A 25,231-nucleotide genomic window follows, 5' to 3' on the forward strand; every position below is an offset into this window, starting at 1 on the left:
ATGAAGCTGCCCGACAAGCTCGGACCCATCCACTTCATCGGCATCGGCGGCATCGGCATGTCCGGCATCGCCGAGGTGATGAACAACCTCGGCTACACGGTCCAGGGCTCCGACGCCTCGGACAACGCCAATGTCCGCCGGCTCGCCGAGAAGGGGATCCGCACCTTCGTCGGCCATCAGGCCGAGAACGTCGACGCCGCCGCCCTGGTGGTGGTCTCGACCGCAATCCGCCGGGACAACCCGGAACTCCAGGCCGCCCGCGAGCGCCGGCTGCCGGTGGTCCGGCGCGCCGAGATGCTGGCCGAGCTGATGCGCTTCAAGTCCTGCGTCGCCATCGCGGGCACCCACGGCAAGACCACCACGACCTCGCTGGTTGCCACGCTGCTCGATGCCGGCAACCTCGACCCGACCGTGATCAATGGCGGCATCATCAACGCCTACGGCACCAACGCCCGGATGGGCGAGGGCGACTGGATGGTGGTGGAGGCCGACGAATCCGACGGCACCTTCCTCAAGCTGCCCGCCGACGTCGCCATCGTCACCAACATCGACCCCGAGCATCTCGACCATTTCGGCTCGTTCGATGCGGTGAAGGACGCGTTCCGGCGCTTCATCGACAACATCCCGTTCTACGGCTTCGCGGTGATGTGCACCGACCATCCGGTGGTGCAGGACATGGTCGGCCATATCGAGGACCGCCGGATCATCACCTACGGCGAGAATCCCCAGGCCGACGTGCGCCTGCTCGACGTGGACCTGAAGGGCGGGCAGAGCCGCTTCCGCGTCATGATCCGCGACCGGCGCCCGGGCTTCCGCATGGAGATGGAAGATCTGGTCCTGCCGATGCCCGGCAAGCACAACGCGCTCAACGCCACGGCGGCGCTCGCCGTCGCCAACGAGCTCGGCGTCTCGCACGACGCGATCCGCCGGGCCCTCGCGGGCTTCGGGGGCGTCAAGCGCCGCTTCACCCGCACCGGCGAGTGGAACGGGGCGACGATCTTCGACGATTACGGACACCATCCGGTGGAGATCAAGGCGGTGCTCAAGGCCGCCCGCGCCTCGACCGACGGCAACGTCATCGCGGTGGTCCAGCCGCACCGCTACACCCGTCTCGCCTCGCTGTTCGACGATTTCTGCACCTGCTTCAACGACGCCGACACCGTGATCGTCGCCCCGGTCTACACGGCGGGCGAAGCCCCGATCGAAGGCGTCGACCGCGACGCCCTGGTCTCCGGCCTGCGCTCCCGCGGCCACCGCGACGCCCGTCCCCTCGACCGGCCGGAGGAGCTGGCCGGGATCATCGCCGAGCTCGCCAAGCCCAGCGACTACGTCGTGTGCCTGGGCGCCGGCACGATCACCCAATGGGCCTACGCGCTGCCGGGCGAACTCGCTGCGCGGGGGAACTGAGCGGGATGCGAGCGGCCGAGACGGAACGTACCCGGTTCCGTCGGCATCTGCGGCAGTCCCAAACAGAGGCGGAGCGCCGTCTCTGGAACCGGCTGCGCGACCGACGCCTCGGCGGCTTCAAGTTCGTGCGTCAGGAATCGATCGGGCGCTACGTCGCGGATTTCTGCTGTCGCGAGGCACGTCTGATCGTCGAGATCGATGGCAGCCAGCATGCGGACAATGCGCGCGATCGCGTCCGGGACGCATGGCTGGTCGCGCGGGGCTACCGCGTCCTGCGCTTCTGGAACCCCGAGATTGCGGACGATATCGTAGCGGTTCTGGACACGATCCTGGCCGCGCTTCCCCCCTCTCCCCGCACGCGGGGAGAGGGCCGCGACGACCTCGCCGTCGGCGCGGCAAGCCCGAAGGGCGAAGGTGAGGGGGCAGCTCCGGACGAGCTTTTGCCGGAGCCGCCCCCTCACCCTCGGCTGCCGCCTCGATGCGACGACGACAGGGTCGTCGCATCCCTCTCCCCGCAGGCGGGGAGAGGGGAGATCACACCATGACCGCATCGCTCCACGACCGTATCCGCGCCGCCGCGCCGGACCTGCGCGGGCGCCTGCTCGCCGACCAGCCGCTGGCCGACCTCACGTGGTTCCGGGTCGGCGGCCCGGCCGAGGTTCTGTTCACCCCGGCCGACGAGGAGGATCTCGCCCGCCTGCTCGCCGCCCTGGAACCCGACGTGCCGGTCACGGTGATCGGCCTCGGCTCGAACCTGATCGTCCGCGACGGCGGGGTGCCGGGCGTGGTCATCCGCCTCGGCGGCAAGGCGTTCGGCAGCATCGCGGTCGACGGCGACACCCTGCAGGTCGGCACCGCCGTCCCGGATATGCGCCTCGCCAAGGCGGCGGCCGAGGCCGGGCTCGACGGGCTCGCCTTCTACCGTGGCATCCCCGGCTCGATCGGCGGCGCCCTGCGGATGAACGCCGGCGCCCATGGCGGCGAGACCACCGACGTGCTGGTCGAGGCCTACGGCATCGACCGGACGGGCGCGTCGCGCCGCTTCAGCCATGCCGCGATGGGATTCTCCTACCGGCATTCCGATGCGCCCGAGGACGTGATCTTCACCCGCGCCCTGTTCCGCGGAAGGCCCGGCGACCGTGCCGCCATCGAGGCCGAGATGGAGCGCGTGACCGCGGCCCGGGAGGCGGCGCAGCCGATCCGCGAGCGCACCGGCGGCTCGACCTTCGCGAACCCGGACGGCGGCAAGGCCTGGCAGCTGATCGACGCCGCCGGCTGCCGGGGCCTGACCCGGGGCGGCGCCCAGGTCTCGCCGATGCACTGCAACTTCCTGATCAACACCGGCGGCGCCACCGCCGCCGACATCGAGGGGTTGGGCGAGGAGGTCCGGCGGCGGGTGCGGGAGACCAGCGGCGTCGCGCTGCGCTGGGAGATCCGGCGGATCGGCGTGGATTCGACGATGGTAAGCCGGTAAGATGTAAGTCGAGCCGGAGGCGTATCGGCCATGCCCGAAAAACGCGCGCGCACCGCCTATTCGAAGATCTCCGTCAAGAGCCAGACGGTGCTGCCCGCGGAGGTGCGCGCGCATCTCGCGATCGGCCCGGGCGATCGTCTGCGCTACCGGATCACGCCGGAGGGCATCCAGATCGACAAGGCTCCGCCGGAAGGGGAGGATCTGTTCGTGGCGTTCACGGAATGGGGCGGCCCCATCGACGACGAAGATTATGCCGACCTCTGATGCCTCGCCTGTTCCGGCCGGCACCATCGTGGTCGTGCCGTTCCCCTATTCGGATCGGCTGGCCGAGAAGCGGCGCCCCGCCCTCGTCGTGTCCGGAACCGCGACCGCGGAGGCCGGCTATGTGTGGATCGCGATGATCACCAGCGCCCGCAACACCCGCTTGGCCGGCGACATCGCGATCGCGGATCTCGACGCGGCCGGCCTGGGCGTCGCCTCCGTGGTACGCCCGCTGAAGATCGCCTGCATCGAACCCAACCGGATCCTCCGCCGCCTCGGCGCCCTGCATCCCGACGCGGCGGCGGCGGTCTACGCCGCGATCCATGGCATGGTTGGCCAAGCGTGATCCGATCCCTGACCCAGCTTTCCCCGGAGCCCACCATGTCCAAGCACGTCGCCGTCCTCCTGGGCGGCACCTCCGCCGAGCGCGAGGTCTCGCTCAGCTCCGGCGCGGCCTGCGCGGCGGCCCTCGAAGGGGAGGGGTTCCAGGTCACCCGGGTCGATGTCGGCCCCGACATCGCGTCGGTGCTCACCGCCTTGCGGCCGGACGTCGCCTTCAACGCGCTGCACGGCCCGGACGGAGAGGACGGCACGATCCAGGGGCTCCTGGAGATCCTGAAGATTCCCTACACCCATTCGGGCGTGCTCGCCTCGGCGCTCGCCATGAACAAGGAGCGGGCCAAGACCGTGATGCGCGCCGCCGGCGTCGACGTCCCGGAGGGCCGGATCGTTAACCGCTTCGAGGCCGCAAAAAACCACCCGCTGCCGCCGCCCTACGTGGTCAAGCCGATCGCCGAGGGCTCCTCGGTGGGCGTCATCATCGTGCGCGACGGCCGGACGCACCCGCCCCAGATCCTCGCCTCCGAGGAATGGACCTTCGGGGAGCAAGTCCTTGCAGAACCTTACATAGCCGGTCGCGAGCTCACCTGCGGGGTGATGGGCGACAAGGCCCTCGGGGTGATCGAGGTGAAGGCCGCCACGGGGGACTGGTACGACTACGACGCGAAGTACGCCCCGGGCGGCTCGGTACACGTGCTGCCGGCCGAACTTAAACCAAATGTTTACCAGCGTGTCCAAGAGTTGTCGTTAACGGCGCATCAAGCACTGGGCTGCCGGGGCGTCAGCCGTGCCGACCTTCGCTACGACGACACACCGGGTGGAACCGGTCTGCTCGTGGTTCTGGAGGTCAACACGCAACCCGGAATGACCCAGACGAGCCTTGTGCCGGAGATGGCGGCCCATGCGGGCCTTGGTTTCGGTGAGCTCGTCCGATGGATGGTGGAGGACGCTTCTCTGAATCGCTGAGCGGCGGTGACGCTGCCGGTCGTGGCCTTCCCGCGCGCCTCGTCGGCGCCGCGCTGGATCGGCTGACCGGACGCGTCCCCTCCCGCTCCCTCTCGGTGCGCCGGTCCCGCAAGGGCCAGCAGATGGCCGAGCGCCTGCCGCGGGGCGTCGGCGCCGTCGGCGTCTCCCTCTCCTTCGCCGCTGTGGCGCTCGCCGGCTTCGTGGCGAGCGGGCGCTACGAATCCTTCGTGGCCGAGCAGGGCCAGCCCCTGGATATCGCCGCGCGGGTCCTCGGCTTCGGCGTCGAGCGCGTGACCATCTCGGGCATCTCGAGGATGTACGAGCGTGAGGTGCTGGCCGCCGCCGGCATCGACTGGCGCTCCTCGGTTCCCTTCCTGGATGTCGTCGCGGTGCGCGAGAAGCTTCTGCGCGTGCCCCTGATCGCCCAGGCTTCGGTCCGGAAGATCTACCCCAACGAGATCGCGATCACCCAGGTCGAGCGCGAGCCCGCCGCCCTCTGGCAGAAGAACGGCGAGATCAACGTGATCGCCGCCGACGGCACCGTGATCGACGCCATGCGGGACGACCGCTACGCCAGCCTGCCCCTGGTCGTCGGCGACGACGCCAACAACAAGCTTCCGGAATATCTCGCCCTGATCGCCGCCGCCGGCCCGCTCTCCGAGCGGATCAAGGCCGGGACCTACGTCTCGGGCCGGCGCTGGACGCTCAAGCTCGACGGTGTCGACGTGCGGCTGCCCGAGATCGACCCGGCCGCGGCGCTCGCGCGCCTCGTCCGGTTCGAGCGCGAGGCCGGCCTGCTCGAGAAGGACATCATCGCGGTGGATCTGCGCATGCCCGACCGCCTCGTGGTGCGCCTGACCGAGGAGGCCGCCGCCGCCCGCGCGGAAGCCCAGAAGGCGAAGAAGAAGGGCGCGGCCAGCTGATGCCCTTCCTGTCGATCTCCGCCCGTCCCGCCTTCTGCGTCCGGTAGCGTCAATGCACAGCCAACACGGCCTCACGCCGCGACTGAAGCCGCTCTCCGCCCGGCGCTCGACCACCCTCTCGGTGCTCGACATCGGCACCAGCAAGGTCGTCTGCCTCATCGCCGAGCTGCAGCCGGCCGAAGCGCTCTCGACCCTGCGCGGCCGGACGCACCTCGCCCGCATCATCGGCATCGGCCATCAGCGATCCCTGGGGCTGAAGGGCGGGGCGATCGTCGACCTCGCCGCCGCCGAGGGCGCGATCCGCCAGGCGGTGCACGCCGCCGAGCGGATGGCGAAGGTCGAGGTCCAGTCGGTCATCGTCAACATGTCCGGCGGCCGGCTCGCCTCGCAGCATTTCCAGGCCCGGGTGAACGTCCGGTCGGGCACCGTCACCGGCAGCGATGTCGAGCGGGTGCTGGAGACGGCGAGCGCCCACGGCGTCAGCCCCGGCCGGGCCGTGCTGCACGCGCTGCCCACCGGCTACGCGCTGGATGGGCAGGGCGCGGTCATCGACCCGTCGGGCATGATCGGCGAGGCGCTGGGGGTCGACCTGCATGTCGTCACCAGCGAGCTCGCCGCCGCCCGCAACGTCATGCTGGCGGTCGAGCATTGCCATCTCGGGGTCGAGGCGGTCATCGCCACGCCCTACGCCGCCGGGCTCTCGGCCTTGGTGGACGACGAGGCCGAGATGGGCGTGTGCGTCGTCGACATGGGCGGCGGCACGACCAGCGTCGGGGTGTTCTCGGGCGGCCACCTCGTCCACGTGGACGCGGTGGCGGTCGGCGGCCACCACGTCACCATGGACATCGCCCGGGGCCTCTCCACCCGCATGGCCGCGGCCGAGCGGCTGAAGACCCTCTACGGCTCGGCCCTCTCCACCCCCTCCGACGATCGCGACATGATCGCCGTGCACGGGGTCGGCGAGGACGAGGGCGAGGCCCCGGCCCATATCCCGCGCTCGCAGCTGGTGCGGATCATCAAGCCGCGGGTCGAGGAGGTGGTCGAGCTGGTGCGCGACCGGCTGCGCGACGCCGGCTTCGCCGCCCAGGCCGGGCGGCGGGTGGTGCTCACGGGCGGCGCCAGCCAGCTCGTCGGCCTGCCGGAAGTCGCCCGGCGGGTCCTCCAGGGCCAGGTCCGGATCGGCCGGCCGCTCGGGATCCGCGGCCTGCCCGAGGCGGCCAAGGGTCCGGCCTTCTCGGCCGCCGTCGGCCTGCTGGTCTACCCGCAGGTCGCGCATGCCGAGCACTTCGAGCCGCGGGGCCACGGCGCCTTCGCGGCCACGGGATCGGACCGGTACATCAGCCGGGTCGGGCGCTGGATCCGGGACAGCTTCTAGGTTTCACCCCCGTCCTGTTCGGCGGGGGATCGAAAAAATATCGGCGCCGCAGCGCCGCACGGAAAGCAGAGTAAGCGAGAGGCTCGACACCATGGCCATTACCCTCCAGGCGCCGGACATCCGGGAACTCAAGCCCCGCATCACCGTCTTCGGTGTCGGCGGCGCAGGCGGCAACGCAGTCAACAACATGATCGAGTCGGGCCTGCTCGGCTGCGAGTTCGTGGTCGCCAACACCGATGCGCAGGCGCTCACCTCCTCGAAGGCGGAGCGGGTGATCCAGATGGGCCTGGGCGTCACCCAGGGCCTCGGCGCCGGCTCCCACCCGGAGGTCGGCTCCGCCGCCGCCGACGAGGTGATCGACGAGATCCGGGACCAGCTCTCGGGCGCCCATATGTGCTTCATCACCGCCGGCATGGGCGGCGGCACCGGCACCGGCGCCGCGCCGGTCATCGCCCGCACCGCCCGCGACATGGGCATCCTCACGGTCGGCGTCGTGACCAAGCCGTTCCAGTTCGAGGGCGTGCGCCGCATGCGCACCGCCGAGTCCGGCATCCAGGAGCTGCAGGCCGCGGTCGACACCCTGATCGTGATCCCGAACCAGAACCTGTTCCGGGTCGCCAACGAGAAGACCACCTTCGCCGACGCCTTCGCGATGGCCGACCAGGTGCTCTATTCCGGCGTCGCCTGCATCACCGACCTGATGGTCAAGGAAGGCCTGATCAACCTCGACTTCGCCGACGTCCGGGCGATCATGCGCGGCATGGGCAAGGCCATGATGGGCACCGGCGAGGCGTCCGGCGAGAAGCGCGCCAACCGCGCCGCCGAGGCGGCCATCGCCAACCCGCTCCTCGACGACGTCTCCATGAAGGGCGCCCGCGGCCTGCTGATCTCGATCACCGGCGGCTCCGACCTGACCCTGTACGAGCTCGACGAGGCCGCCACCCGCATCCGCGAGGAGGTCGATCAGGACGCCAACATCATCCTGGGCGCCACCTTCGACGAGAGCCTCGACGGCATCATCCGCGTGTCGGTCGTCGCCACCGGCATCGAGCCGCTGCTGATCTCCGCCAACTCGACCAACAACCCGGCGATCGCCGAGACCGAGCAGCGCATCGCCGAGGTGGCCGAGCGCCTGCGGGCCGAGGCCCGGGCCCGGGCCTCCTCGCCGGTTCCGAGCATCCGCACGGACTCGGTCGCCCAGGCCCCCGCGCAGAACCCGGCGCCGGCCGCCCCGCAGCCGGCCCCCGAGGCGCGGACCGAGACCCGGTTCGACGCCCCGGCCCCGGTCGCCCGTGACGAGGTCGTCCTCGCCCCGGCCCAGCCGCGCGCCGCCGCGCCGTTCGTCCCGGCCCCCGCCCCGCAGCAGGCCGAGCCGGCGCCGCAGTTCCAGGCCGGCCCGTTCGTGCCGCCGCGTCCGGCCGCCCCCGCGGCCGCGCCGCTCGCCCGCGCCCCGCGCATGCCGCAGATTCACGAGCTGCCGCCGATCGCCCAGAACCAGATCCTGGCGAACCGGGCCGCCGAGGAAGCGGCGCCGGAATCCAAGCGGACCTCGCTGCTGCGTCGCCTCGCCACCGTCGGCTTCGGCGGCCGGCGCGACGAGATGGAGGGCGTGCCCGCCCCGCGGGCGGCGGCCCCGGTCGCGCCGCAGCCGCACGCCGCCCAGCCGAATGGGGCTCAGCCCCACTTGGCCCAGCCCCACCTGGCTCAGCCTCACGTGCCGCCGGCCCCGCGCGCACCGCTTCCGGCGGCGCCGCAATACCGGCCGGCCCAGGGGAGCCTCGATGCCCAGGGCCGCGTGGCGCCGCAGTCGCGGATGATGGACGACGACCAGCTCGAGATCCCGGCCTTCCTCCGCCGCCAGGCAAACTGAACGGCGCAAGACCCGGGATCAGAAGCGGGAGCCGGCGGGAAACCGCCGGCTCTTTGCGCTGCAACGAAGCAACTCTTAGTTGCGGAAAGACAGGATTGCGGTCACAGCGGGGTTAACGTTTGTGACGCTATCCCCAGGCACGTGATGCATCGGAGCCACAGAATGGCCGTCGGTTAGCCACGCATTAACCAAGCTTTAAGCCTTTGTGCCGTCAGGTTTTTAGCGGTTCCAAACGGCAAGCGTGTCTGTAACAGAGCGTAAGAATCCGTGATTTGGCTGCCCTGTGCGGTGCAGCTATAGACACTCGCAGACCAATGAGACGCGTTGCAGGACACAACCTGATAGCGCGGATAGGGGCTTCAAGCAGCGGACGGATCGGACAGTTTCCTCACCATCCCGGGTCGGGATGGCGGGACCTGATCGCGGCCGGGGGCTAATGAATGCGAACGCATAAACAGACGACCCTGAAGGGTCCGGTGACGCTCTCAGGCGTAGGGGTCCATTCCGGGAACCCGGCCGAGATCACGATCCGCCCCGCTCCGGCCAATCACGGCATCGCGTTTCTCCGCACCAGCACCACCCACGGCAACGACCGCCTGATCAAGGCCCACCACGCCCTCGTCTCCGCCACCGAACTCTGCACCGTCATCGGTGACGTCGAGACCGGTGCCGTCGCCACCATCGAGCATCTGATGTCGGCCCTCTACGGACTGGGCATCGACAACGCCCTGGTCGAGATCGACGGGCCGGAGATGCCGATCCTCGACGGGTCCGCCCTCCAATTCGTTCAGGCCATCGACACGGTCGGGATCGCGACCTGCAACACGCCGCGCCGCTGGCTCAAGGTCCTGCGCCACGTCCGCATCGAGACCGGCCGCGCCTTCGCGGAGCTGCGCCCGATCGACCGGGGCTTCCGCCTCGACGTGGAGATCGATTTCGATAGCCCGGTGATCGGCCGCTCGCGCAAGGCGATGGACCTCTCGCCCGCCACCTACCGCCGGGAGATCGCCGGCGCCCGCACCTTCGGGATGATGAAGGACGTGGAGCGCTACTGGAAGGCCGGCTTCGCGCTGGGCGCCTCGCTGGAGAACACCGTCGCGGTCGGCGAGACCGCCGTGGTCAACCCCGAGGGCCTGCGCTTCCCGGACGAGTTCGTCCGCCACAAGATCCTCGACGCGGTCGGCGACCTCGCGCTGGCCGGCCTGCCGATCCAGGGCGCCTACCGCTCCTATTGCGGCGGCCACCGGATGAATGTCGGCGTGCTCTCCGCCCTGTTCGCCGACCGGTCGAACTACGCCATCGTCGAGGCGCAGGGCTCGCGCCGCGAGACCGTGCTGTCCGAGCTCGGCGTCGGCCTGGGCATCGCCGCCTTCGCGGGCGAGCTCTGACCGCAGCCCTGTGACCCGCGGGACACAGCCGGCAACCAATACGGGCGGCCGCAGCCTTGCCGCTTTCATGCCCGAATCAAACGTCAGGGTTTAACGGTCCGTGAACGACGGGCCCGGCTCGGTCGGGCCGGATCCAATCACGCGATGGCACGACGGCGCGGGACGTGCGCCGGTCCCGGGAAAGAGCGCCAGATGCCTGTCACCATTCGTCATCGCCGGGCGGCGGCCTTCGTGGCGCCCTTCGTGGCCGTCCTCGGCCTGGGCCTCGGCGGCTGCGACTTCGACCCGACCAACCTCTTCGCCGAGAAGTACAAGCCCGAGGTCGTTCCGGATGTCCCGGCGGACAAGCTCTACAGCGAGGGCTTGGCCAAGCTGGAGGACAGCGACTACGAGGGGGCGATCAAGAAGTTCGACAACCTCGACAAGCAGTACCAGTATTCCGAATGGTCCCGGAAGGCGCTGCTGATGACCGCCTACGCGAATTACGAGGGCCAGAAGTACGACGACGCGATCAGCGCCGCGAAGCGGTACCTGCAGCGCCACCCGGCCAGCAAGGACGCCGCCTACGCGCAGTACCTGATGGCGATGTCGAACTATAAGCAGATCCCGGACGTGACCCGCGATCAGGACCGGTCCGAGAAGGCGCTCGTCGCCCTGCAGGAGCTGGTCCAGAAGTATCCGACCTCCGAATACGCCACCGACGCGCGGTCCAAGATCCAGATCACCCGGGATCAGCTCGCCGGCAAGGAGATGGAGGTGGGCCGCTTCTACCTCGAGCGGCGCAACTTCCCGGCCGCGATCAACCGCTTCCGCGACGTGGTCGCCAAGTACCAGACCACCCGCCACGCGGAAGAGGCGCTCGAGCGCCTGACCGAGGCCTACTGGGCGCTCGGCATCACCCAGGAGGCGCAGAACTCCGCGGCCGTGCTGGGCCACAACTTCCCCGACAGCCCCTGGTACAAGGACGCCCACGCGCTCCTCGCCAAGGGCGGCGTCGAGCCCCGCGAGGAGAAGAGCTCGTTCCTCTCCAAGATCTACCGGAGCGTGACCGGCAAGACCGCCTCGGCCGAGTGACGATACCGGCGGGCCGCGTCCTGCCGCAGGCGGCCTTCGGCGCGCCGTGAAACGCCCCAGGGCCCGGAGCCGCCGCTCCGGGCCTTTCTCGTCCGCGCAGCCCCGCGGCACTGCAGATGCGCCGCGGTGCATTTTTGGGGTGAATCCGCGCCGCAGCAGCCTTATGTCTGCGGTCCCATTCTCAGGAATCCCGTCGCCGCATGCTGGCGCAGCTCGCGATCCGCGACATCGTTCTGATCGACAGGCTCGAACTGAATTTCCGGACGGGGCTGAGTGTCCTGACCGGGGAGACCGGTGCGGGCAAATCGATCCTGCTCGACGCCTTTGCCCTGGCCCTGGGCGGCCGCGGCGATGGCCGCCTCGTGCGTCACGGCGAGCCGCAGGGCGGCGTCACGGCGGTGTTCGACCTGCCCCTGGACCATCCGGCGCGCCGGATCGCGGCCGAGGCCGAGATCGACACCGAGGGCGACCTCATCCTGCGCCGGACCCAGATGGCGGACGGGCGCACCCGCGCCTTCGTCAACGACCAGCCGGTGGGCGTGCAGGTCCTGCGGGCGATCGGGGCGGCGCTGGTGGAGATCCACGGCCAGCACGACGACCGGGCCCTGTCCGATCCGGCCTCGCACCGGGCGATCCTCGACGCCTTCGGGGGGCTGCAAAGCCAGCTCGCGAAGGTCGCGTCGGCCGCCAAGACCGTGCGCACGGCGCGCGCCGAACTCGCCGAGCATCGCGCCCGCATCGATGCGGCCCGCAAGGAGGCCGACTTCCTGCGCCACGCGGTCGAGGAACTCGCGGCCCTGGCGCCCCAGCCCGGGGAGGAGGCCCAGCTCGCCGAGCGCCGCAGCATCATGCAGCAATCCGAGAAGGTTGCCCGCGAGCTGAACGAGGCGCTGGACGCGGTCGGTGGGCCGCATTCCGGCGTGCCGCACATCTCGGCCGCCCTGCGCAAGCTGGAGCGCCGCGCCGGCCAGCTCCCGGCGCTGATCGACCCCTGCGTCAACGCCCTCGACGCCGCCATGGTCGCCCTCGACGAGGCGCGGGCGGTGCTGGACGCCGCCGTGGCCGAGACCGAGTTCGACCCCCGCGACCTGGAGCGGGCGGAGGAGCGGCTGTTCGCGCTGCGCGCCGCCTCGCGCAAATACGACGTCCCGGCCGACGACCTCGCCGCCCTGGCGGAGCGCTACGCCGGAGAGGTCGCGACCCTCGATGCCGGCGAGGCGGCCCTGGAGGGGCTGGAACAGGCCCGCGCCAAGGCCGAGGCCCACTATGCCGAGGCGGCGGACAAGCTCAGCGCCGGGCGCCGCCGGGCGGCCAAGCAGCTCGACGCGGCCGTGAAGGCCGAGCTGCCGCCGCTGAAGCTGGAGCGTGCCCGGTTCATCACCGAGATCGTCACCGATCCGGAGGCGCGCGATCCCGCGGGCATCGACCGCGTCGAGTTCTGGGCGCAGACTAATCCCGGGACGAAGCCCGGCCCGATGATGAAGGTCGCCTCCGGCGGCGAGTTGTCGCGCTTCATGCTGGCGCTGAAGGTGGTGCTGGCCGACAAGGGCTCGGCCCCGACGCTGATCTTCGACGAGATCGACACCGGCGTCGGCGGCGCGGTGGCGGACGCGATCGGCCTACGCCTGGCGCGCCTGGCCAGCACCGTGCAGGTCGTGGCGGTGACCCATGCGCCCCAGGTGGCCGCCCGGGCGAGCACGCATTTCCTGATCGCCAAGACCCCGGTCAAAGGTGCCGGACGCGTCGCGACCCGGGTGGCGAGCCTGCCGGTGGCGGAGCGCCGCGAGGAGATCGCCCGGATGCTGGCCGGCGCGACGGTCACCGATGAGGCGCGGGCGGCGGCGGCTCGGCTGCTTCAAGGCGCGGATGCGTGAACGCCGGTCAACCTTAACCGTTGGTTGCGCGTAACCTTTCGTTAACCATTCTTCGCGAGACTGCTTCCATCCCGGTGCCGTGCTCAGGCGTACGCGGTTGAAGGGCGGGAGGAAAACATGAAGCCGTCTATCGTCACGTCCGAGGGAAGCCCGCATATGGGCCGGTCCCTCAAGCAGGCGATCGACACGCAACAGCTCGGGCTGACGCTCCGCACCGTCTACGAGGGCAGCGTCGACACGCAGCCGATCACGGACACCCACGTGGAACTGCTGCTTCGCCTTCGTCAGAAGGAGCGGGAACTGCGCCGGGTCGGTTAGGGGCCCCGTGCACCGAATCGGCACGCGTTCCGGGGTGGAGTTCCTCCCGGCGGAAGGCTGCTGAGCCCTACCAGCGCCGCGAGCCGGGCCGCCGACGATACTCCGCCGCCCGGATCTGCGTGAGAATCCGGTCGAGGTCCACCAGGAGTTCCGCCTCCTCGCGTCGCGCCTGCGCGACGGCCTCCGCGTCGCTGCCGAAACGCTGGCGCGCCTGAGCCAGGGTCAGGGCGCGTTCCACGGCCTCGCGGGCGGCATGCATGGCGAGCCAGGCCGCATCCGGGCCGGCCGCGTCGGGACCTGCCCCTGCCTCGGTCCCCTGGTCATCCACGATCCGAACACCTTCTGATCACTGCGCGGCATCGCTCGCCGATCCTCGGCCGATCGTCCGGTGCCGCCACCCGGTGTGAACGCACGAGCGCCGCAAACCGTGCCGTCGCGCGCTGTCATGGCGATGTCATCTCACTGTCGTAACGCCCGGCTCATCGGGCGGCCGGCGCCGGGTCTCTTGGAAGACCGGCCGCACAGCTCTGCCGCGGGCATGGGCTTGCCGGCAGAGAGGCGCAGGCTCTCGCCCGACGGCAACGGAGATACCCTTGAGACCCTTCGCTTACGCGCTCGCCGTCGGCCTCGCGACGGTTCAGCTGGCGTCCGCGGCACTCGCTGCCGATATCACGGGTGCCGGCGCAACGTTCCCGTTCCCGGTCTACTCCAAGTGGGCCGAAGCCTACCGGAAGGAGACCGGCTCGGGACTGAACTACCAGTCCATCGGCTCCGGCGGCGGCATCAAGCAGATCCAGGCCAAGACCGTCGATTTCGGCGCGACCGACGCCCCCCTGAAGGGTGAGCAGCTGGCCAAGGACGGTCTCGTCCAGTTCCCCACCGTGATGGGCGGCGTCGTGCCGGTCGTGAACATCGCCGGCCTCGAGCCGGGCAAGCTGAAGCTGACCGGCGACGTGCTGGCCGACATCTACGCCGGCAAGATCGCGAAGTGGTCGGACCCGCGGATCGCCAAGCTCAACGAGGGCGTGAAGCTCCCCGACGCGACCATCACCCCGGTCTACCGGTCCGACGCCTCGGGCACGACCAACATCTTCACCACCTACCTGTCGCAGGTCTCCGAGACCTGGAAGAAGGATTACGGCGCGGCCACCACGATCTCCTGGCCGGTCGGGCAGGGCGGCAAGGGCAACGAGGGCGTGACCGCCACCGTGAAGCAGGTGCCGAACGCGATCGGCTACGTCGAATCCGCCTACGCCAAGCAGAACAAGCTCGCTTACGCTCTGCTTCAGAACAAGGCCGGCAAGTATCCGCAGCCCGATGACAAGGCCTTCCAGGCCGCCGCCGCCAGCGCCGACTGGAAGTCGGCTCCGGGCTTCGGTATCTCGCTGACCAACCAGCCGGGCGAGGATGCCTGGCCGATCACGGCGGCGACCTTCATCCTGGTCCACAAGGATCCGGCCGACCCGGCCAAGGCCGCGGATACGCTCAAATTCTTCGATTGGGCCTACAAGAACGGCGATAAGCTTGCTTCTGACCTCGACTACGTGCCGCTTCCGGACAACGTCGTCGCCCTGATCCACGAAGAGTGGAAAAACGTGAAGGGCAAGGACGGTAAGCCCGTCTTCAACATGTGAGTGATTTAGGGGGGAGGCTTGCAGCCTCCTCCCTCGCTTCGCGGACTGCACCGCGCTACCACGCCCCCCTTCGCAGAGAATCGCGGATGCCCGCCTTGACCGAGACGATTGCCCTCGCACGACCCCGCGCCGTCGCCGCGCGTAAAGGGCCGAGCCGGAGCCTCGACAACCTGTTCCGGGCTTGCTCCTACGGCGCGGCACTGTTCGTGCTCGTCGTGCTCGCCGGAATCCTGGGGTCGATCCTCTACGGCGGCTGGCCCGCCTTCCGCGAATTCGGATTCGCCTTCCTCACATCCAGCGCCTGGAACGTCGGGACCGAGCAGTACGGCGCCCTGGTGGCCGTGATCGGCACCGTGGCCTCCGCGACCCTCGCGCTGCTGATCGGCGTGCCGGTCTCCCTGGGGATCGCCGTCTACCTCACGCAGCTCTGCCCGGGCTGGGCCCGCAAGCCGGTGGCGATGACCATCGAGCTGCTCGCCGCGGTGCCGAGCATCATCTACGGCATGTGGGGCCTGTTCGTGTTCGCGCCGCTCTTCGCGCGCTTCGTCCAGATCCCGGTCTCGAACCTGGTCGAGGGCATGCCGATCGTCGGCACGCTGTTCTACGCCCGGGTGCCCTCGGGCGTCGGCGTCTTCACCGCCGGCATCATCCTGGCGATCATGATCGTGCCGTTCATCGCCTCGATCGCCCGCGACATGCTCGACCAGATCCCCACCGTGCTGCGCGAGAGCGCCTACGGCATCGGCTGCACCACCTGGGAGGTGGTGCGCCACGTTCTGGTGCCGCAGGCCTCCGTCTCGATCATCGGGGCGATCATGCTCGGCCTCGGCCGCGCGCTCGGCGAGACGATGGCGGTGACCTTCGTGATCGGCAACGCCAACCGCCTCTCGGCCTCGATCTTCGACCCGAGCTCGACCATCGCGTCGCGCATCGCCAACGAGTTCAACGAGGCGGACGGCCTCCAGCTGAACGCGCTCATGGCGCTCGGCTGCATCCTCTTCGTCATCACCTTCGTGGTGCTCATCATCGCCCGGTTGCTGACGCGCCGCGTCAAGCCTGCCTGAGGAGGGCTCACGATGGACGCGTCAAACCCCATGACCACCGCCAACGCCACGCCGCGCCGCACCGGGCGGGTCCGCTCCAGCCGGCGGGTCGCCGACCGGGTGCTGCGCACCGCCTGCCTGATCGCCACGATCGTCGGCGCCGTGGTGCTCGGCTCGATCCTGCTGATGCTGATCGTCCAGGGCGTCCGTGGCTTCACGCCCGCCATGTTCGCGCACCCGACCCCCGGCCCCGGATCCGAGGGCGGCGGCATCGCCAACGCGATCCTGGGCAGCCTCGTGCTCACCGGGATCGGCATCACGATCGCGACGCCGATCGGCGTCATGGCCGGGACCTACCTCGCCGAGTACGGCCGCTTCTCCAAGATCGCCGGGGTGATCCGCTTCCTCAACGACATCCTGCTCTCGGCGCCGTCGATCCTGATCGGCCTGTTCGTCTACACCCTGATGGTGCGGCCGATGGGGACCTATTCGGGCTGGGCCGGCGGCGTGGCGCTCGCCATCATCGCGGTCCCGGTGATCGTGCGCACCACCGAGGACATGATGCGCCTGGTGCCCGGCACCCTGCGCGAGGCCGGCGCGGCGCTCGGCGCGCCGCCCTCGACGGTGATCATCAGCGTCACCTGGCGGGCGGCCTCGGCCGGCATCGTCACCGGGATCATCCTGGCGCTGGCCCGCATCGCGGGCGAGACCGCGCCGCTCCTGTTCACGGCGCTCAACAACAATTCCTGGTTCTCGCCGGACCTGATGGGCGGCGTCGCGAACCTCCCGGTCATGATCTACCAGTTCGCCCTCTCGCCCTACCCGAACTGGCAGAGCCTCGCCTGGGCCGGGGCGCTCCTGATCACCGCGACGATCCTGGTGCTGTCGATCATCGCCCGTCTCGTCATCAAGCCGCAGATGTCGCGCTAAGACCCTTCTCGAGGACACGACGATGAACGCCGCCTCCGCGATCCCCACGGTCGATCTCACCCGCAACCACGCCAACGAGAGTGGGGCGGTCCGCATCGCCGTGAAGGGCCTGAACTTCTACTACGGCAGCTTCCACGGGCTGAAGAATGTCGACATCAACTTCCATGACCGGCAGGTCACGGCGCTGATCGGCCCGTCCGGATGCGGCAAGTCCACCCTGCTGCGCTGCTTCAACCGGATCTACAGCCTCTACCCGGAGCAGCGGGCGGAGGGGCAGATCCTGCTCGACGGCCAGAACGTGCTCGATCCCGCGATCGATCTGAACGAGCTGCGCTCGCGCATCGGCATGGTGTTCCAGAAGCCGACGCCCTTCCCGATGTCGATCTACGACAACGTGGCCTTCGGCCTGCGCCTCTACGAGAAGCTGCCGAAATCCGAACTCGACGGGCGGGTGGAGCAGGCCTTGCGCAAGGCCGCCCTCTGGGACGAGGTGAAGGACAAGCTGCGCCAAGCCGGCACCGGCCTGTCGGGCGGGCAGCAGCAGCGCCTGTGCATCGCCCGCACCGTGGCCCAGAGCCCGGAGGTGATCCTGTTCGACGAGCCCACCTCGGCCCTCGACCCGATCTCCACCGGCCGGATCGAGGAGCTGATCGAGCAGCTGCGCGACGAGTTCACCATCGTGATCGTCACCCACAACATGCAGCAGGCGGCCCGCATCTCGCAGTTCACCGCCTTCATGTATCTCGGCGAGCTGATCGAATTCGGACCCACGAACCGCATGTTCATGAACCCGGTCGAGCAGCGCACGCAGGATTACATCACCGGCCGGTTCGGCTGAACCAAGACCCCGGAGGGCGGACGCTCACCTCCGGGATGCGAAGACGTCAAACGGGATGTTTACCGCTTTCCGTAACGTTGAATACGGTTTCGGCGAGAAAAGAGCACCGCTCTAAAGACTAGGGGCCGCGCCCAAGCGCAACAAGCGCCGGCGCGACTCCGGAACAGGCTGCTCGGTCGGGGAACATCGGCACGGTCCGGTTGTTCCGGTCGCGGGCTCGGCTCGGGATGCCGATCCTCACCGCTCCGCAGCCTGTTCCAGACAATGCAAGGGAGTGGGCACCGGGGCACGCGCCCCGGCGCCCGTGACCGCAGCGGCGGGTTTCCGCCAGACCTCGCGGATCAAGGTTTGCGGGACGCCATCGAAGGATCCACCATGCCCGGCCATATCGTCAGCTCCTACGACACCGACCTCGATGACCTGCGTCGCTCCATCTCCGAGATGGGCGGCGTGGCCGAGAAGATGGCCGCCGAGGCGACCGACGCTCTGGTCCGCCGGGACGATACGCTCGCCCAGGCGGTGATCGTCGCCGACAAGCGTCTCGACGCGCTCCAGCGCGACATCGAGGAGCGGGCCGTGCTGCTCATCGCCCGGCGGCAGCCCCTGGCGATCGACCTGCGCGAGACCATCTCGGCGATCCGCGTCTCGGGCGACCTGGAGCGGATCGGCGACCTCGCCAAGAACGTCGCCAAGCGCGTCGTGGCGATTTCCGATCAGGCGCCGGCGCAGAAGATCGTGCTCGGCGTGCGCCACATGAGCGACCTCGCCGAGGCGCAGCTCAAGGACATCCTCGACGCCTATGCGAGCCGCGACGTGAAGGCCGCCTACGACGTCTGGGAGCGCGACGGCGAGATCGACGCGCTGTACAATTCGCTGTTCCGCGAACTCCTGACCTACATGATGGAAGATCCGCGCAACATCTCGTTCTGCACGCACCTGCTGTTCTGCGCCAAGAACGTCGAGCGCATCGGCGACCACACCACCAACATCGCCGAGACGATCCACTACCTCGCCACCGGTGAGACCCTGGCGGGCGAGCGGCCGAAGAACGACGCGTCGAACTACGCGACCGTCGGCCCCGCCGCCACGGCCCCGTAACAGGCGGGTCGCGGTGCGGTCGGCCCGATCCGCACGCTGCCCTGTGGGGCAACGCCCGATTGTGGCGGCCTGCGGCTTGAGGGATGGCGGCCTCTGCCGCACCATCGGCGCGTCCGGGTCCCCCGGCGCGGGCGCGCCGGCCGGTACCGAGTACGGAACAGGTTAACGAACGTGAGCATGCAAGTCCTGATCGTCGAGGACGAGGAGGCCCTGACCACCCTGCTGCGCTACAACCTGGAGGCCGAGGGCTTCCTGGTCGATTCGGCGACGCGCGGCGACGACGCGGAACTGCTCCTGGCCGAGCGCACCCCGGATCTGGTGCTGCTCGACTGGATGCTGCCGGGCCTCTCTGGGATCGAGCTGTGCCGCCGCATCCGGGCCCGGCGCGAGACCGAGCGGCTGCCGGTGATCATGCTCACCGCCCGGGGCGAGGAGGGGGACCGGGTCCGCGGCCTCGGCACGGGCGCCGACGACTACATCGTCAAGCCGTTCTCGGTGCCGGAACTGCTGGCCCGGGTGCGGGCGCTGCTGCGCCGGGCCAAGCCCGCCCATGTCGCCGACCGGCTGGCGGCCGGCGATATCGAGCTCGACCGCACCGGGCACCGGGTCCGCCGCGCCGGCGAGGAGCTCCATCTCGGCCCCACCGAATTCCGCCTGCTCGAATTCCTGATGCTGGCCCCCGGCCGGGTCTTCTCCCGCGAGCAGCTCCTCGACGGGGTCTGGGGCCACGACGTCTATATCGACGAGCGCACCGTCGACGTGCATGTCGGGCGCCTGCGCAAGGCGCTCAACGCGCCCCGGCAGGCCGACCCGATCCGCACGGTGCGGGGCTCGGGCTACGCTTTCGACGAGACGTTCTCGCTGGAAGCCTAGACCGCCTGTCCGGTCAGCGGGCCAGCGCCGCGCTCTTGTTGGCTGAGGCCGGCACCGTTTCCAGGGCCGCCAGCACCGTCCCCTCGGTGAGGATCTGCGGCAGCACCTGGGGTTCCCCCGTGCCGGTGTAGAGCAGGTACAGCGGCACGCCGCTGCGCCCGTGCTTCTCCAGCAGGCGCGTGATCTCCGGGTTCTGGTTGGTCCAGTCGCCCTTCAGGTAGGTGACGCCCCGATCCGCCATCGCCGCCCGCACCGCCTTGGTCGAGAGCGAGGTCGTCTCGTTGACCGCGCAGGTGATGCACCAGGCGGCGGTCATGTTCACGAAGACCGGCCGGCGCTCGTTCACCAGGGAGTCCAGGCGGGCCTGGGTGAACGGCTGGACGCCGTCGGCGGCGGCCTGGGCGGCGGGGGCCGCCCGGTCGCGGTCGAGGCTGAGCGTCAGGCCTGCCACCGCCAGGATCGTCAGCACCGCGAGCCCCTGGGCGACCCGCCCGAAGCCCGGCGTCGCCACGCGCCCATGCTCCCAGGCCCAGGCGGCGAAGCCCACCAGCACGAGGCCGATCAGCCCGGAGAGCAGCCCCTGCGGCCCGACCTGCTGCGCCAGGACCCAGACCAGCCACGCCACCGTGGCGTAGACCGGGAAGGCCAGAACCTGCTTCAGCGTCTCCATCCAGGCGCCCGGACGCGGCAACACCCGCAGGGCCGGCGGCCACAGGGTGAGCACCAGGAACGGCAGGGCGAGGCCGAACCCGAGGCTCGCGAACACCGCGAGGGCGACGCCGGCGCTCTGGGTCAGCGCGAAGCCCACCGCCGAGCCCATGAACGGCGCCGTGCAGGGGGTCGCCACCAGCGTTGCCAGCACGCCGGTGAAGAACGAGCCGCTGAGCCCCGAGCGCCGGGCGAGGCCGTCGCCGAATCCGGCGAGCCGCCCGCCGAGATGGACCACCCCCGACAGGCTCAGGCCCATCGCCAGCAGCAGATAGGCGAGGCCGGCGACCACCGCCGGCGATTGCAGCTGGAAACCCCAGCCGATCGCCGCCCCGCCGCCCTTGAGGGCGAGCAACAGGCCGGCCAAGCCGAGGAAGCTCACGAGCACGCCCGCCGTGTAGGCGAGGCCGTGCAGCCGGACGCGGGCGGCGCTCTCGCCGGCGTGCCGCACAAGGCCCAGCACCTTGATCGACAGGACCGGGAAGACGCAGGGCATCAGGTTGAGGATCAGGCCGCCGAGGAAGGCGAGCCCGACCGCGCTCGCCAGCGTCAGCGCGTCGAAGGCGGGGGCCGCCTGCGGCGCGGCCGGGGCCTCGGGCACCGCCGTCGGGGCCGGCAGCACCGGCTCGTCGCCATACGCGAAAGCGAGGCGGTGGGTGCCGGCGCCGGTCGCCTCCTCGACGGTCAGCACGCCGGGCAGGGCGGCGGGCGCCGGCTCGGCGGGGCTGCTCCGGGCCAGGGTGAGGTGCAGGCCGGCCTCGTCGACGGTCATCACCTGCGCGGCGGCATTGTCGATCGCGGTCTCGGAATAGGGGAAGAAGGACGCGCTCTTGATGGTCTCGGGCTTGAGACCCGCCGCGGCGAAATCGAGCTGCAGGGTGTCGCCCTGGCTGGACAGGCGCAGCGGCCAGAGCGCCGGGGCGGGCAGGGCGGTCCGGGCGCGCGCGAACAGGGCGGCCTGATCGGCATCGGGCCGAGGCTCGCCCACCGGCAGGGTCAGGGCGAGGTCGGCGGAGCCCGGCACACATTCGGTCTCGCAGACCAGATAGGTCAGCTTGGCCCGGATCCGCACGGGATCCGCCGGGTCGAGGCTCGGCGGCGGCGTGACCGGCACGAGCAAGGTGACCTCGCCCTCGTAGCCGTAATTCATCAGCGTCGCGATCGCGATGCGCTCGGGCGCCGGCCACCGGATCGCGCCGGCATTGAAGCCCGCCGGCAGGGTCCAGGTCACCTCGGGCGGCAGGCCGGAATCGCCCGGATTGCGCCAGTAGACGTGCCAGCCCGGCTTCACCTGCATCCGCACCGCCAGGGCGAATGGCTGCGCGCCCGCCACCGCGACGGGCTCGGCGACCAGGCTCGCCCGCACGAGATCGGGCGGCGTGCGGAAACCTTGGGCCGACGCGGCCGACAGGCTCGCGAAGAGCATCAGGACCAGGAAGGCGAGGCGGCGGATCATACTGTCCCTTCGCGCGCGGGGCGGTCGCGGTTTCACACGGGGGTCCGCGGGACCGGCGCCGGCTTTTCCGTGACAAGGCGACTTATAGCGCGGGGGTCCGCATCCTGTCCTCCGCTCCGCGCGGTGAGACGGAGACCATGACGCCGCTGGGGTCGCTCAGCGGGGCTCGAACAGGAGGAGGTAGAGGAACGCTCTTCGCTGATCCGCCTCCAGGTGAGCCAGCCGGTGGACTGCGGACCGGGCCGTCTGGAGCGCCGCCCGCGCATCCGTTTGCAGGAACGACTGGGACGGATCGTAGTCGGCGGCGTGCCGCCGGTCCTGCAATTCTGAAACGGCACCGGCAATCGTGACGATGTGACCACCAAATCCGCCGGGCGGCTCATAACGCCTGATCTTCGGCTTGAGTGTCGCTGCCTGAAGATCGTTGCACACGGTCTTCAATCGTTGGTGCGATATGGAACGATAGGCCAGCGTCCAAAGTGGATCGTTCCGCCGCGTCCTTCCAACGGCCTCATCGGCCGCAGCCGTCAGGATCGCGTGAAACAGGCCGTAATAAGCGTTGGAGAAGGTGCGGCGTAGGTCAGCCTGCCGCAACGAGCCGCGGCCGGTTTGGAGAAGAAGCGCATCCGCCTGGCTGAACAGATGCTCGGAATTAATGAGCGCCAAGTTCGTCGAGCTCACGCTGCTCGGCATACTCGACGACCACGCGCAGCGTCTCGCCGGCCTTCTGCAGGGCTTTGCGGATCGCCAAGCCGGCATCGAGCAGCTTGTCGCCGTCGAGCTGGTCGATGGCGTCGTCGGAGACGATCAGCTGCACGCGCCGGACATCATCGCCATCGGCCCCTTCCATGTCGCCGAGGCGGACCGCCTGCACCAGAGGGCTGCCGAAGGACGCGTTGGCAGCCTTCTTGGCAATTTCTGCGAGATCCGGAGAACGCCGGGGCATGATCGAGCACCCTCGTTGACCCTGGCTGGCCGGCCTATGTCCCGAACGAACAGAAGCTGACTCCGTCGTCCGGTCATTCTGGCGTGCCGCCTCCGCCTACACAAGGGCGTGCATGAAGCGACAGCCCGCCCTCACTCCGCCAGCGGCGCCGTCGCGCGGTCCAGCCAGCCGCGGGTTTCCGCATCGAGGAGCGGCGCGAGGGTGTCGCGCACCCGGGCGTGATAGGCGTCGATCCAGGCCCGCTCCTCCGGTGCGAGAAGATCCGGGCGGATCAGCCGCCGGTCGTAGGGGGCGAGCGTCAGGGTCTCGAAGCCGAGCATCGGGCGCTCACCGCCCGGGATGGCGCGCGGCTCAACCAGGACGAGGTTCTCGATCCGGATGCCGTAGGCGCCGGGCGCGTAGTAGCCGGGCTCGTTCGACAGGATCATGCCGGGTTCCAGGGCGACGGTCCCGGTCTTGGCGATGCGCTGCGGCCCCTCGTGCACCGACAGGAACGAGCCGACGCCGTGGCCGGTGCCATGGTCGAAATCGAGCCCCGCCTGCCAGAGCGGCGCGCGGGCGAAGGCGTCGATCTGGGCGCCGGTGGTGCCTTTGGGGAAGACCGCCCGGGCGATGGCGATGTGGCCCTTCAGGACCCGGGTGAACCGGTCGCGCATCGCCTCGGTGGGCTCGCCGACCGCGACCGTGCGGGTGATGTCGGTGGTGCCGTCCGGGTATTGCGCCCCGGAATCGATCAGGAACAGCTCGCCCGGCCGCACGATCCGGTCGCTGGCGCGGGTCACCCGATAATGGACGATCGCCCCGTTCGGGCCGGAACCCGAGATCGTCGGGAACGACACGTCGCGCAGGTCGCCGCCGGCCGCGCGGAAATCCTCCAGGGCCTCCACCGCGGCGATCTCGCTCAAGTTCCCGGCTTCGGCGGCGCCGTCGAGCCAGGCCAGGAAGCGCACGACGCTTGCGCCGTCGCGGGTATGGGCGGCGCGGGCGCCGGCGATCTCGGCGGCGTTCTTGACCGCCTTCATGCCGGTGATCGGGTCCTTGCCGATATCGGCGGTCCCGCCCGCAGCCTCGATCTTCTCCTTCAGGGCGACGGCGCCCGTGGCGGAATCGACCCGGACGCGCACGCCGCTGAACGAGCCGAGCCCGTCATCGAGATCGGCGCGCGACAGGATCTCGGCCACCGGCGCCAGGGCCGCCCGCAGCGCCGGATCGACCTTGGGTGAGGACAGGAACAGCCGGGCTCGTCCCTCGCGCGGCAGGATCGCGTAGCCGAGCGCCAGCGGCGTGTGGCCGACATCGGAGCCGCGCAGGTTGAACGCCCAGGCGAGGTTGTGCGGGTCCGAGATCACCAGGGCGTCGCAGCCGCCCTCGGCCAGGGCGTCGCGCACCCGCGTGAGCTTCTCGGCGACCGTTTCACCCGCGAAGGCTTCGGGATGGACGACGACAGGCCCGGCGGGGGGCTTCGGGCGCCCGGCCCAGACGGCATCGACCAGGTTCGGAACGGGGCGCACCGAACCGCCGGCCTTCACCGCGGCCCGCTCCAGGCGTGCAACACCATCCGAGGTGTGCAGCCAGGGATCGTAGCCGAGCACCTGATCGCGCTTCAGGTTGTCGGCGATCCAGGCTTCGGCGGTCGATTCGGACAGCGGCACCACGGTGATCACGCCGGTATCGACCTGCTCGGGCGCCTGCAGGGTGTAGCGGCCGTCGACGATCAGCGCCGCCGACTCCATCAGCACCACCGCGGTTCCGGCCGAGCCCGTGAAGCCGGTCAGCCAGGCGAGCCGCTCCGCGTCGGCCGGCACGTATTCCGATTGGTGCTCATCGGCCCGGGGCACGACGAAGCCGTCCAGCGCGCTCTCGCGCAGGGCCGCGCGCAGCGCCTCGATCCGCTCCGCCCCCTTGCGGTGGCTCGGATCGTCGAAGGTCTGGAAACGGGGTCGGGGCGGACATGGCTCTGTCATCGGGGGAGCCTATCGCCGGGTGGTCCCTGGTCGCAACCGCGTGGGATCCGGAAGCGCGCTGCTCGGTTCAGCATCAGGGCTCCCGGACGCCGACAATCCCTTCGCTCAACCCCTTCACTGAACGCAGCCCGACGCTGTAACCTATGGTTTAGTGTCGTGCGCAATCTTATCACGCCAGTTCTTTGCCCTATCTCCCGCTCATGCCACGCCGCGTCTTCTACCGGATCAGCGACAGACCCGACGGCCTCTTCGACGCCATCACCACGATCGAGCCCGATACGGTGATCCGGCGCGACGGTTTCGGCTCGCTGGCCGAGGCCGAGGAATGGGTGGAGGGCCTGCGCGTGCTGATGGCCGCGCTGGGCGCTCCGGTGGCGCAAGCGGACGCGGCGGGGAGCCCGGACGCCGAGACGGCCCCGGAGGATGCGGCCCGACCGGGGACGCTCCGAACCGCGCGATAGCGCGGCCGCCG

Annotated in this window: 25 protein-coding genes; 20 read left to right on the plus strand and 5 right to left on the minus strand. The window is 70.1% G+C overall.

Annotation, left to right across the window (positions count from 1 at the left end):
* The 13 genes from murC to BMZ47_RS17950 all read left to right on the plus strand — a co-directional run bounded on the left by murC (position 1) and on the right by BMZ47_RS17950 (position 13,269).
* Positions 1 to 1,407, plus strand: a complete 1,407-nt coding sequence (gene murC, locus BMZ47_RS17890; protein WP_091863651.1) for a UDP-N-acetylmuramate--L-alanine ligase — start codon at positions 1 to 3, stop codon at positions 1,405 to 1,407.
* A gap of 5 nt (positions 1,408 to 1,412) precedes the next feature.
* Complete coding sequence (locus BMZ47_RS17895) at positions 1,413 to 1,952, plus strand: endonuclease domain-containing protein (RefSeq protein WP_091863652.1); 540 nt, start codon at positions 1,413 to 1,415, stop codon at positions 1,950 to 1,952.
* The gene (gene murB / locus BMZ47_RS17900; protein WP_091863653.1) at positions 1,949 to 2,881 is read left to right on the plus strand and encodes a UDP-N-acetylmuramate dehydrogenase; all 933 of its coding nucleotides are present in this window, start codon (positions 1,949 to 1,951) and stop codon (positions 2,879 to 2,881) included. The genes BMZ47_RS17895 and murB overlap by 4 nt, the downstream gene beginning before the upstream one ends.
* Positions 2,882 to 2,911: 30 nt before the next feature.
* Positions 2,912 to 3,145 (plus strand): AbrB/MazE/SpoVT family DNA-binding domain-containing protein, encoded by a 234-nt coding sequence (locus BMZ47_RS17905; RefSeq protein WP_091863654.1) that lies wholly within the window; start codon positions 2,912 to 2,914, stop codon positions 3,143 to 3,145.
* Positions 3,132 to 3,488, plus strand: a complete 357-nt coding sequence (locus tag BMZ47_RS17910; RefSeq protein ID WP_091863655.1) for a type II toxin-antitoxin system PemK/MazF family toxin — start codon at positions 3,132 to 3,134, stop codon at positions 3,486 to 3,488. The genes BMZ47_RS17905 and BMZ47_RS17910 overlap by 14 nt, the downstream gene beginning before the upstream one ends.
* A 35-nt stretch (positions 3,489 to 3,523) precedes the next feature.
* Complete coding sequence (locus BMZ47_RS17915) at positions 3,524 to 4,447, plus strand: D-alanine--D-alanine ligase (RefSeq protein ID WP_091863745.1); 924 nt, start codon at positions 3,524 to 3,526, stop codon at positions 4,445 to 4,447.
* Entirely contained in the window at positions 4,414 to 5,370 is a 957-nt protein-coding gene (locus BMZ47_RS17920) for a cell division protein FtsQ/DivIB (RefSeq protein ID WP_091863656.1), read from the plus strand. Before BMZ47_RS17915 ends, BMZ47_RS17920 begins: the two co-directional genes overlap by 34 nt.
* 52 nt (positions 5,371 to 5,422) lie before the next feature.
* Positions 5,423 to 6,745 (plus strand): cell division protein FtsA, encoded by a 1,323-nt coding sequence (ftsA, locus tag BMZ47_RS17925; protein WP_007562333.1) that lies wholly within the window; start codon positions 5,423 to 5,425, stop codon positions 6,743 to 6,745.
* A gap of 91 nt (positions 6,746 to 6,836) precedes the next feature.
* Entirely contained in the window at positions 6,837 to 8,615 is a 1,779-nt protein-coding gene (gene ftsZ, locus BMZ47_RS17930; RefSeq protein WP_091863657.1) for a cell division protein FtsZ, read from the plus strand.
* A gap of 440 nt (positions 8,616 to 9,055) precedes the next feature.
* Positions 9,056 to 10,003 carry a UDP-3-O-acyl-N-acetylglucosamine deacetylase gene (lpxC, locus tag BMZ47_RS17935; RefSeq protein WP_007562335.1) on the plus strand — a complete coding sequence of 316 codons (948 nt, stop codon included), beginning with the start codon at positions 9,056 to 9,058 and terminating at the stop codon, positions 10,001 to 10,003.
* A 192-nt stretch (positions 10,004 to 10,195) separates the two neighbouring features.
* Positions 10,196 to 11,077: an outer membrane protein assembly factor BamD gene (locus BMZ47_RS17940; RefSeq protein ID WP_007562336.1), complete on the plus strand. Its 882-nt coding sequence runs from the start codon at positions 10,196 to 10,198 to the stop codon at positions 11,075 to 11,077.
* Between the two features lie 200 nt (positions 11,078 to 11,277).
* Positions 11,278 to 12,951 (plus strand): DNA repair protein RecN, encoded by a 1,674-nt coding sequence (recN, locus tag BMZ47_RS17945; RefSeq protein WP_091863658.1) that lies wholly within the window; start codon positions 11,278 to 11,280, stop codon positions 12,949 to 12,951.
* A gap of 117 nt (positions 12,952 to 13,068) precedes the next feature.
* The gene (locus BMZ47_RS17950) at positions 13,069 to 13,269 is read left to right on the plus strand and encodes a hypothetical protein (protein ID WP_050732823.1); all 201 of its coding nucleotides are present in this window, start codon (positions 13,069 to 13,071) and stop codon (positions 13,267 to 13,269) included.
* 67 nt (positions 13,270 to 13,336) lie between these two features.
* On the opposite strand, the gene BMZ47_RS17955 is transcribed toward BMZ47_RS17950, so the two are convergent.
* A complete protein-coding gene (locus tag BMZ47_RS17955; RefSeq protein WP_244536860.1) occupies positions 13,337 to 13,528 on the minus strand; it encodes a hypothetical protein in 192 nt (63 codons plus the stop codon).
* Positions 13,529 to 13,862: 334 nt separating this feature from the next.
* Between BMZ47_RS17955 and pstS the strand changes: the two genes are divergently transcribed.
* The 6 genes from pstS to phoB all read left to right on the plus strand — a co-directional run bounded on the left by pstS (position 13,863) and on the right by phoB (position 19,685).
* Positions 13,863 to 14,903: a phosphate ABC transporter substrate-binding protein PstS gene (pstS, locus tag BMZ47_RS17960; protein WP_007562343.1), complete on the plus strand. Its 1,041-nt coding sequence runs from the start codon at positions 13,863 to 13,865 to the stop codon at positions 14,901 to 14,903.
* Positions 14,904 to 14,989: 86 nt separating this feature from the next.
* A complete protein-coding gene (pstC, locus tag BMZ47_RS17965; RefSeq protein ID WP_007562346.1) occupies positions 14,990 to 15,967 on the plus strand; it encodes a phosphate ABC transporter permease subunit PstC in 978 nt (325 codons plus the stop codon).
* Positions 15,968 to 15,979: 12 nt separating this feature from the next.
* Entirely contained in the window at positions 15,980 to 16,876 is an 897-nt protein-coding gene (gene pstA, locus BMZ47_RS17970) for a phosphate ABC transporter permease PstA (protein WP_091863660.1), read from the plus strand.
* Between the two features lie 22 nt (positions 16,877 to 16,898).
* Positions 16,899 to 17,714 carry a phosphate ABC transporter ATP-binding protein PstB gene (gene pstB, locus BMZ47_RS17975; protein ID WP_007562351.1) on the plus strand — a complete coding sequence of 272 codons (816 nt, stop codon included), beginning with the start codon at positions 16,899 to 16,901 and terminating at the stop codon, positions 17,712 to 17,714.
* Between the two features lie 375 nt (positions 17,715 to 18,089).
* Complete coding sequence (gene phoU, locus BMZ47_RS17980) at positions 18,090 to 18,812, plus strand: phosphate signaling complex protein PhoU (RefSeq protein WP_007562352.1); 723 nt, start codon at positions 18,090 to 18,092, stop codon at positions 18,810 to 18,812.
* A gap of 177 nt (positions 18,813 to 18,989) precedes the next feature.
* A complete protein-coding gene (gene phoB, locus BMZ47_RS17985; protein WP_007562354.1) occupies positions 18,990 to 19,685 on the plus strand; it encodes a phosphate regulon transcriptional regulator PhoB in 696 nt (231 codons plus the stop codon).
* A gap of 13 nt (positions 19,686 to 19,698) precedes the next feature.
* On the opposite strand, the gene BMZ47_RS17990 is transcribed toward phoB, so the two are convergent.
* From BMZ47_RS17990 to BMZ47_RS18000, 4 genes are all read right to left on the minus strand, one after another.
* On the minus strand, positions 19,699 to 21,849 hold the full coding sequence (locus tag BMZ47_RS17990) for a protein-disulfide reductase DsbD family protein (RefSeq protein WP_091863661.1): 2,151 nt from the start codon (positions 21,847 to 21,849) through the stop codon (positions 19,699 to 19,701).
* Positions 21,850 to 22,005: 156 nt separating this feature from the next.
* Positions 22,006 to 22,530, minus strand: a complete 525-nt coding sequence (locus tag BMZ47_RS28105; protein WP_139221015.1) for a hypothetical protein — start codon at positions 22,528 to 22,530, stop codon at positions 22,006 to 22,008.
* Positions 22,502 to 22,795 carry a hypothetical protein gene (locus BMZ47_RS17995; protein WP_139221016.1) on the minus strand — a complete coding sequence of 98 codons (294 nt, stop codon included), beginning with the start codon at positions 22,793 to 22,795 and terminating at the stop codon, positions 22,502 to 22,504. Before BMZ47_RS17995 ends, BMZ47_RS28105 begins: the two co-directional genes overlap by 29 nt.
* Before the next feature lie 131 nt (positions 22,796 to 22,926).
* A complete protein-coding gene (locus BMZ47_RS18000; protein WP_091863663.1) occupies positions 22,927 to 24,759 on the minus strand; it encodes an aminopeptidase P family protein in 1,833 nt (610 codons plus the stop codon).
* A gap of 200 nt (positions 24,760 to 24,959) precedes the next feature.
* Between BMZ47_RS18000 and BMZ47_RS18005 the strand changes: the two genes are divergently transcribed.
* Positions 24,960 to 25,220: a hypothetical protein gene (locus tag BMZ47_RS18005; RefSeq protein WP_007562364.1), complete on the plus strand. Its 261-nt coding sequence runs from the start codon at positions 24,960 to 24,962 to the stop codon at positions 25,218 to 25,220.
* Positions 25,221 to 25,231 lie beyond the last annotated feature (11 nt).

The organism is Methylobacterium brachiatum (genome assembly GCF_900113845.1).
GTDB lineage: Bacteria > Pseudomonadota > Alphaproteobacteria > Rhizobiales > Beijerinckiaceae > Methylobacterium > Methylobacterium brachiatum.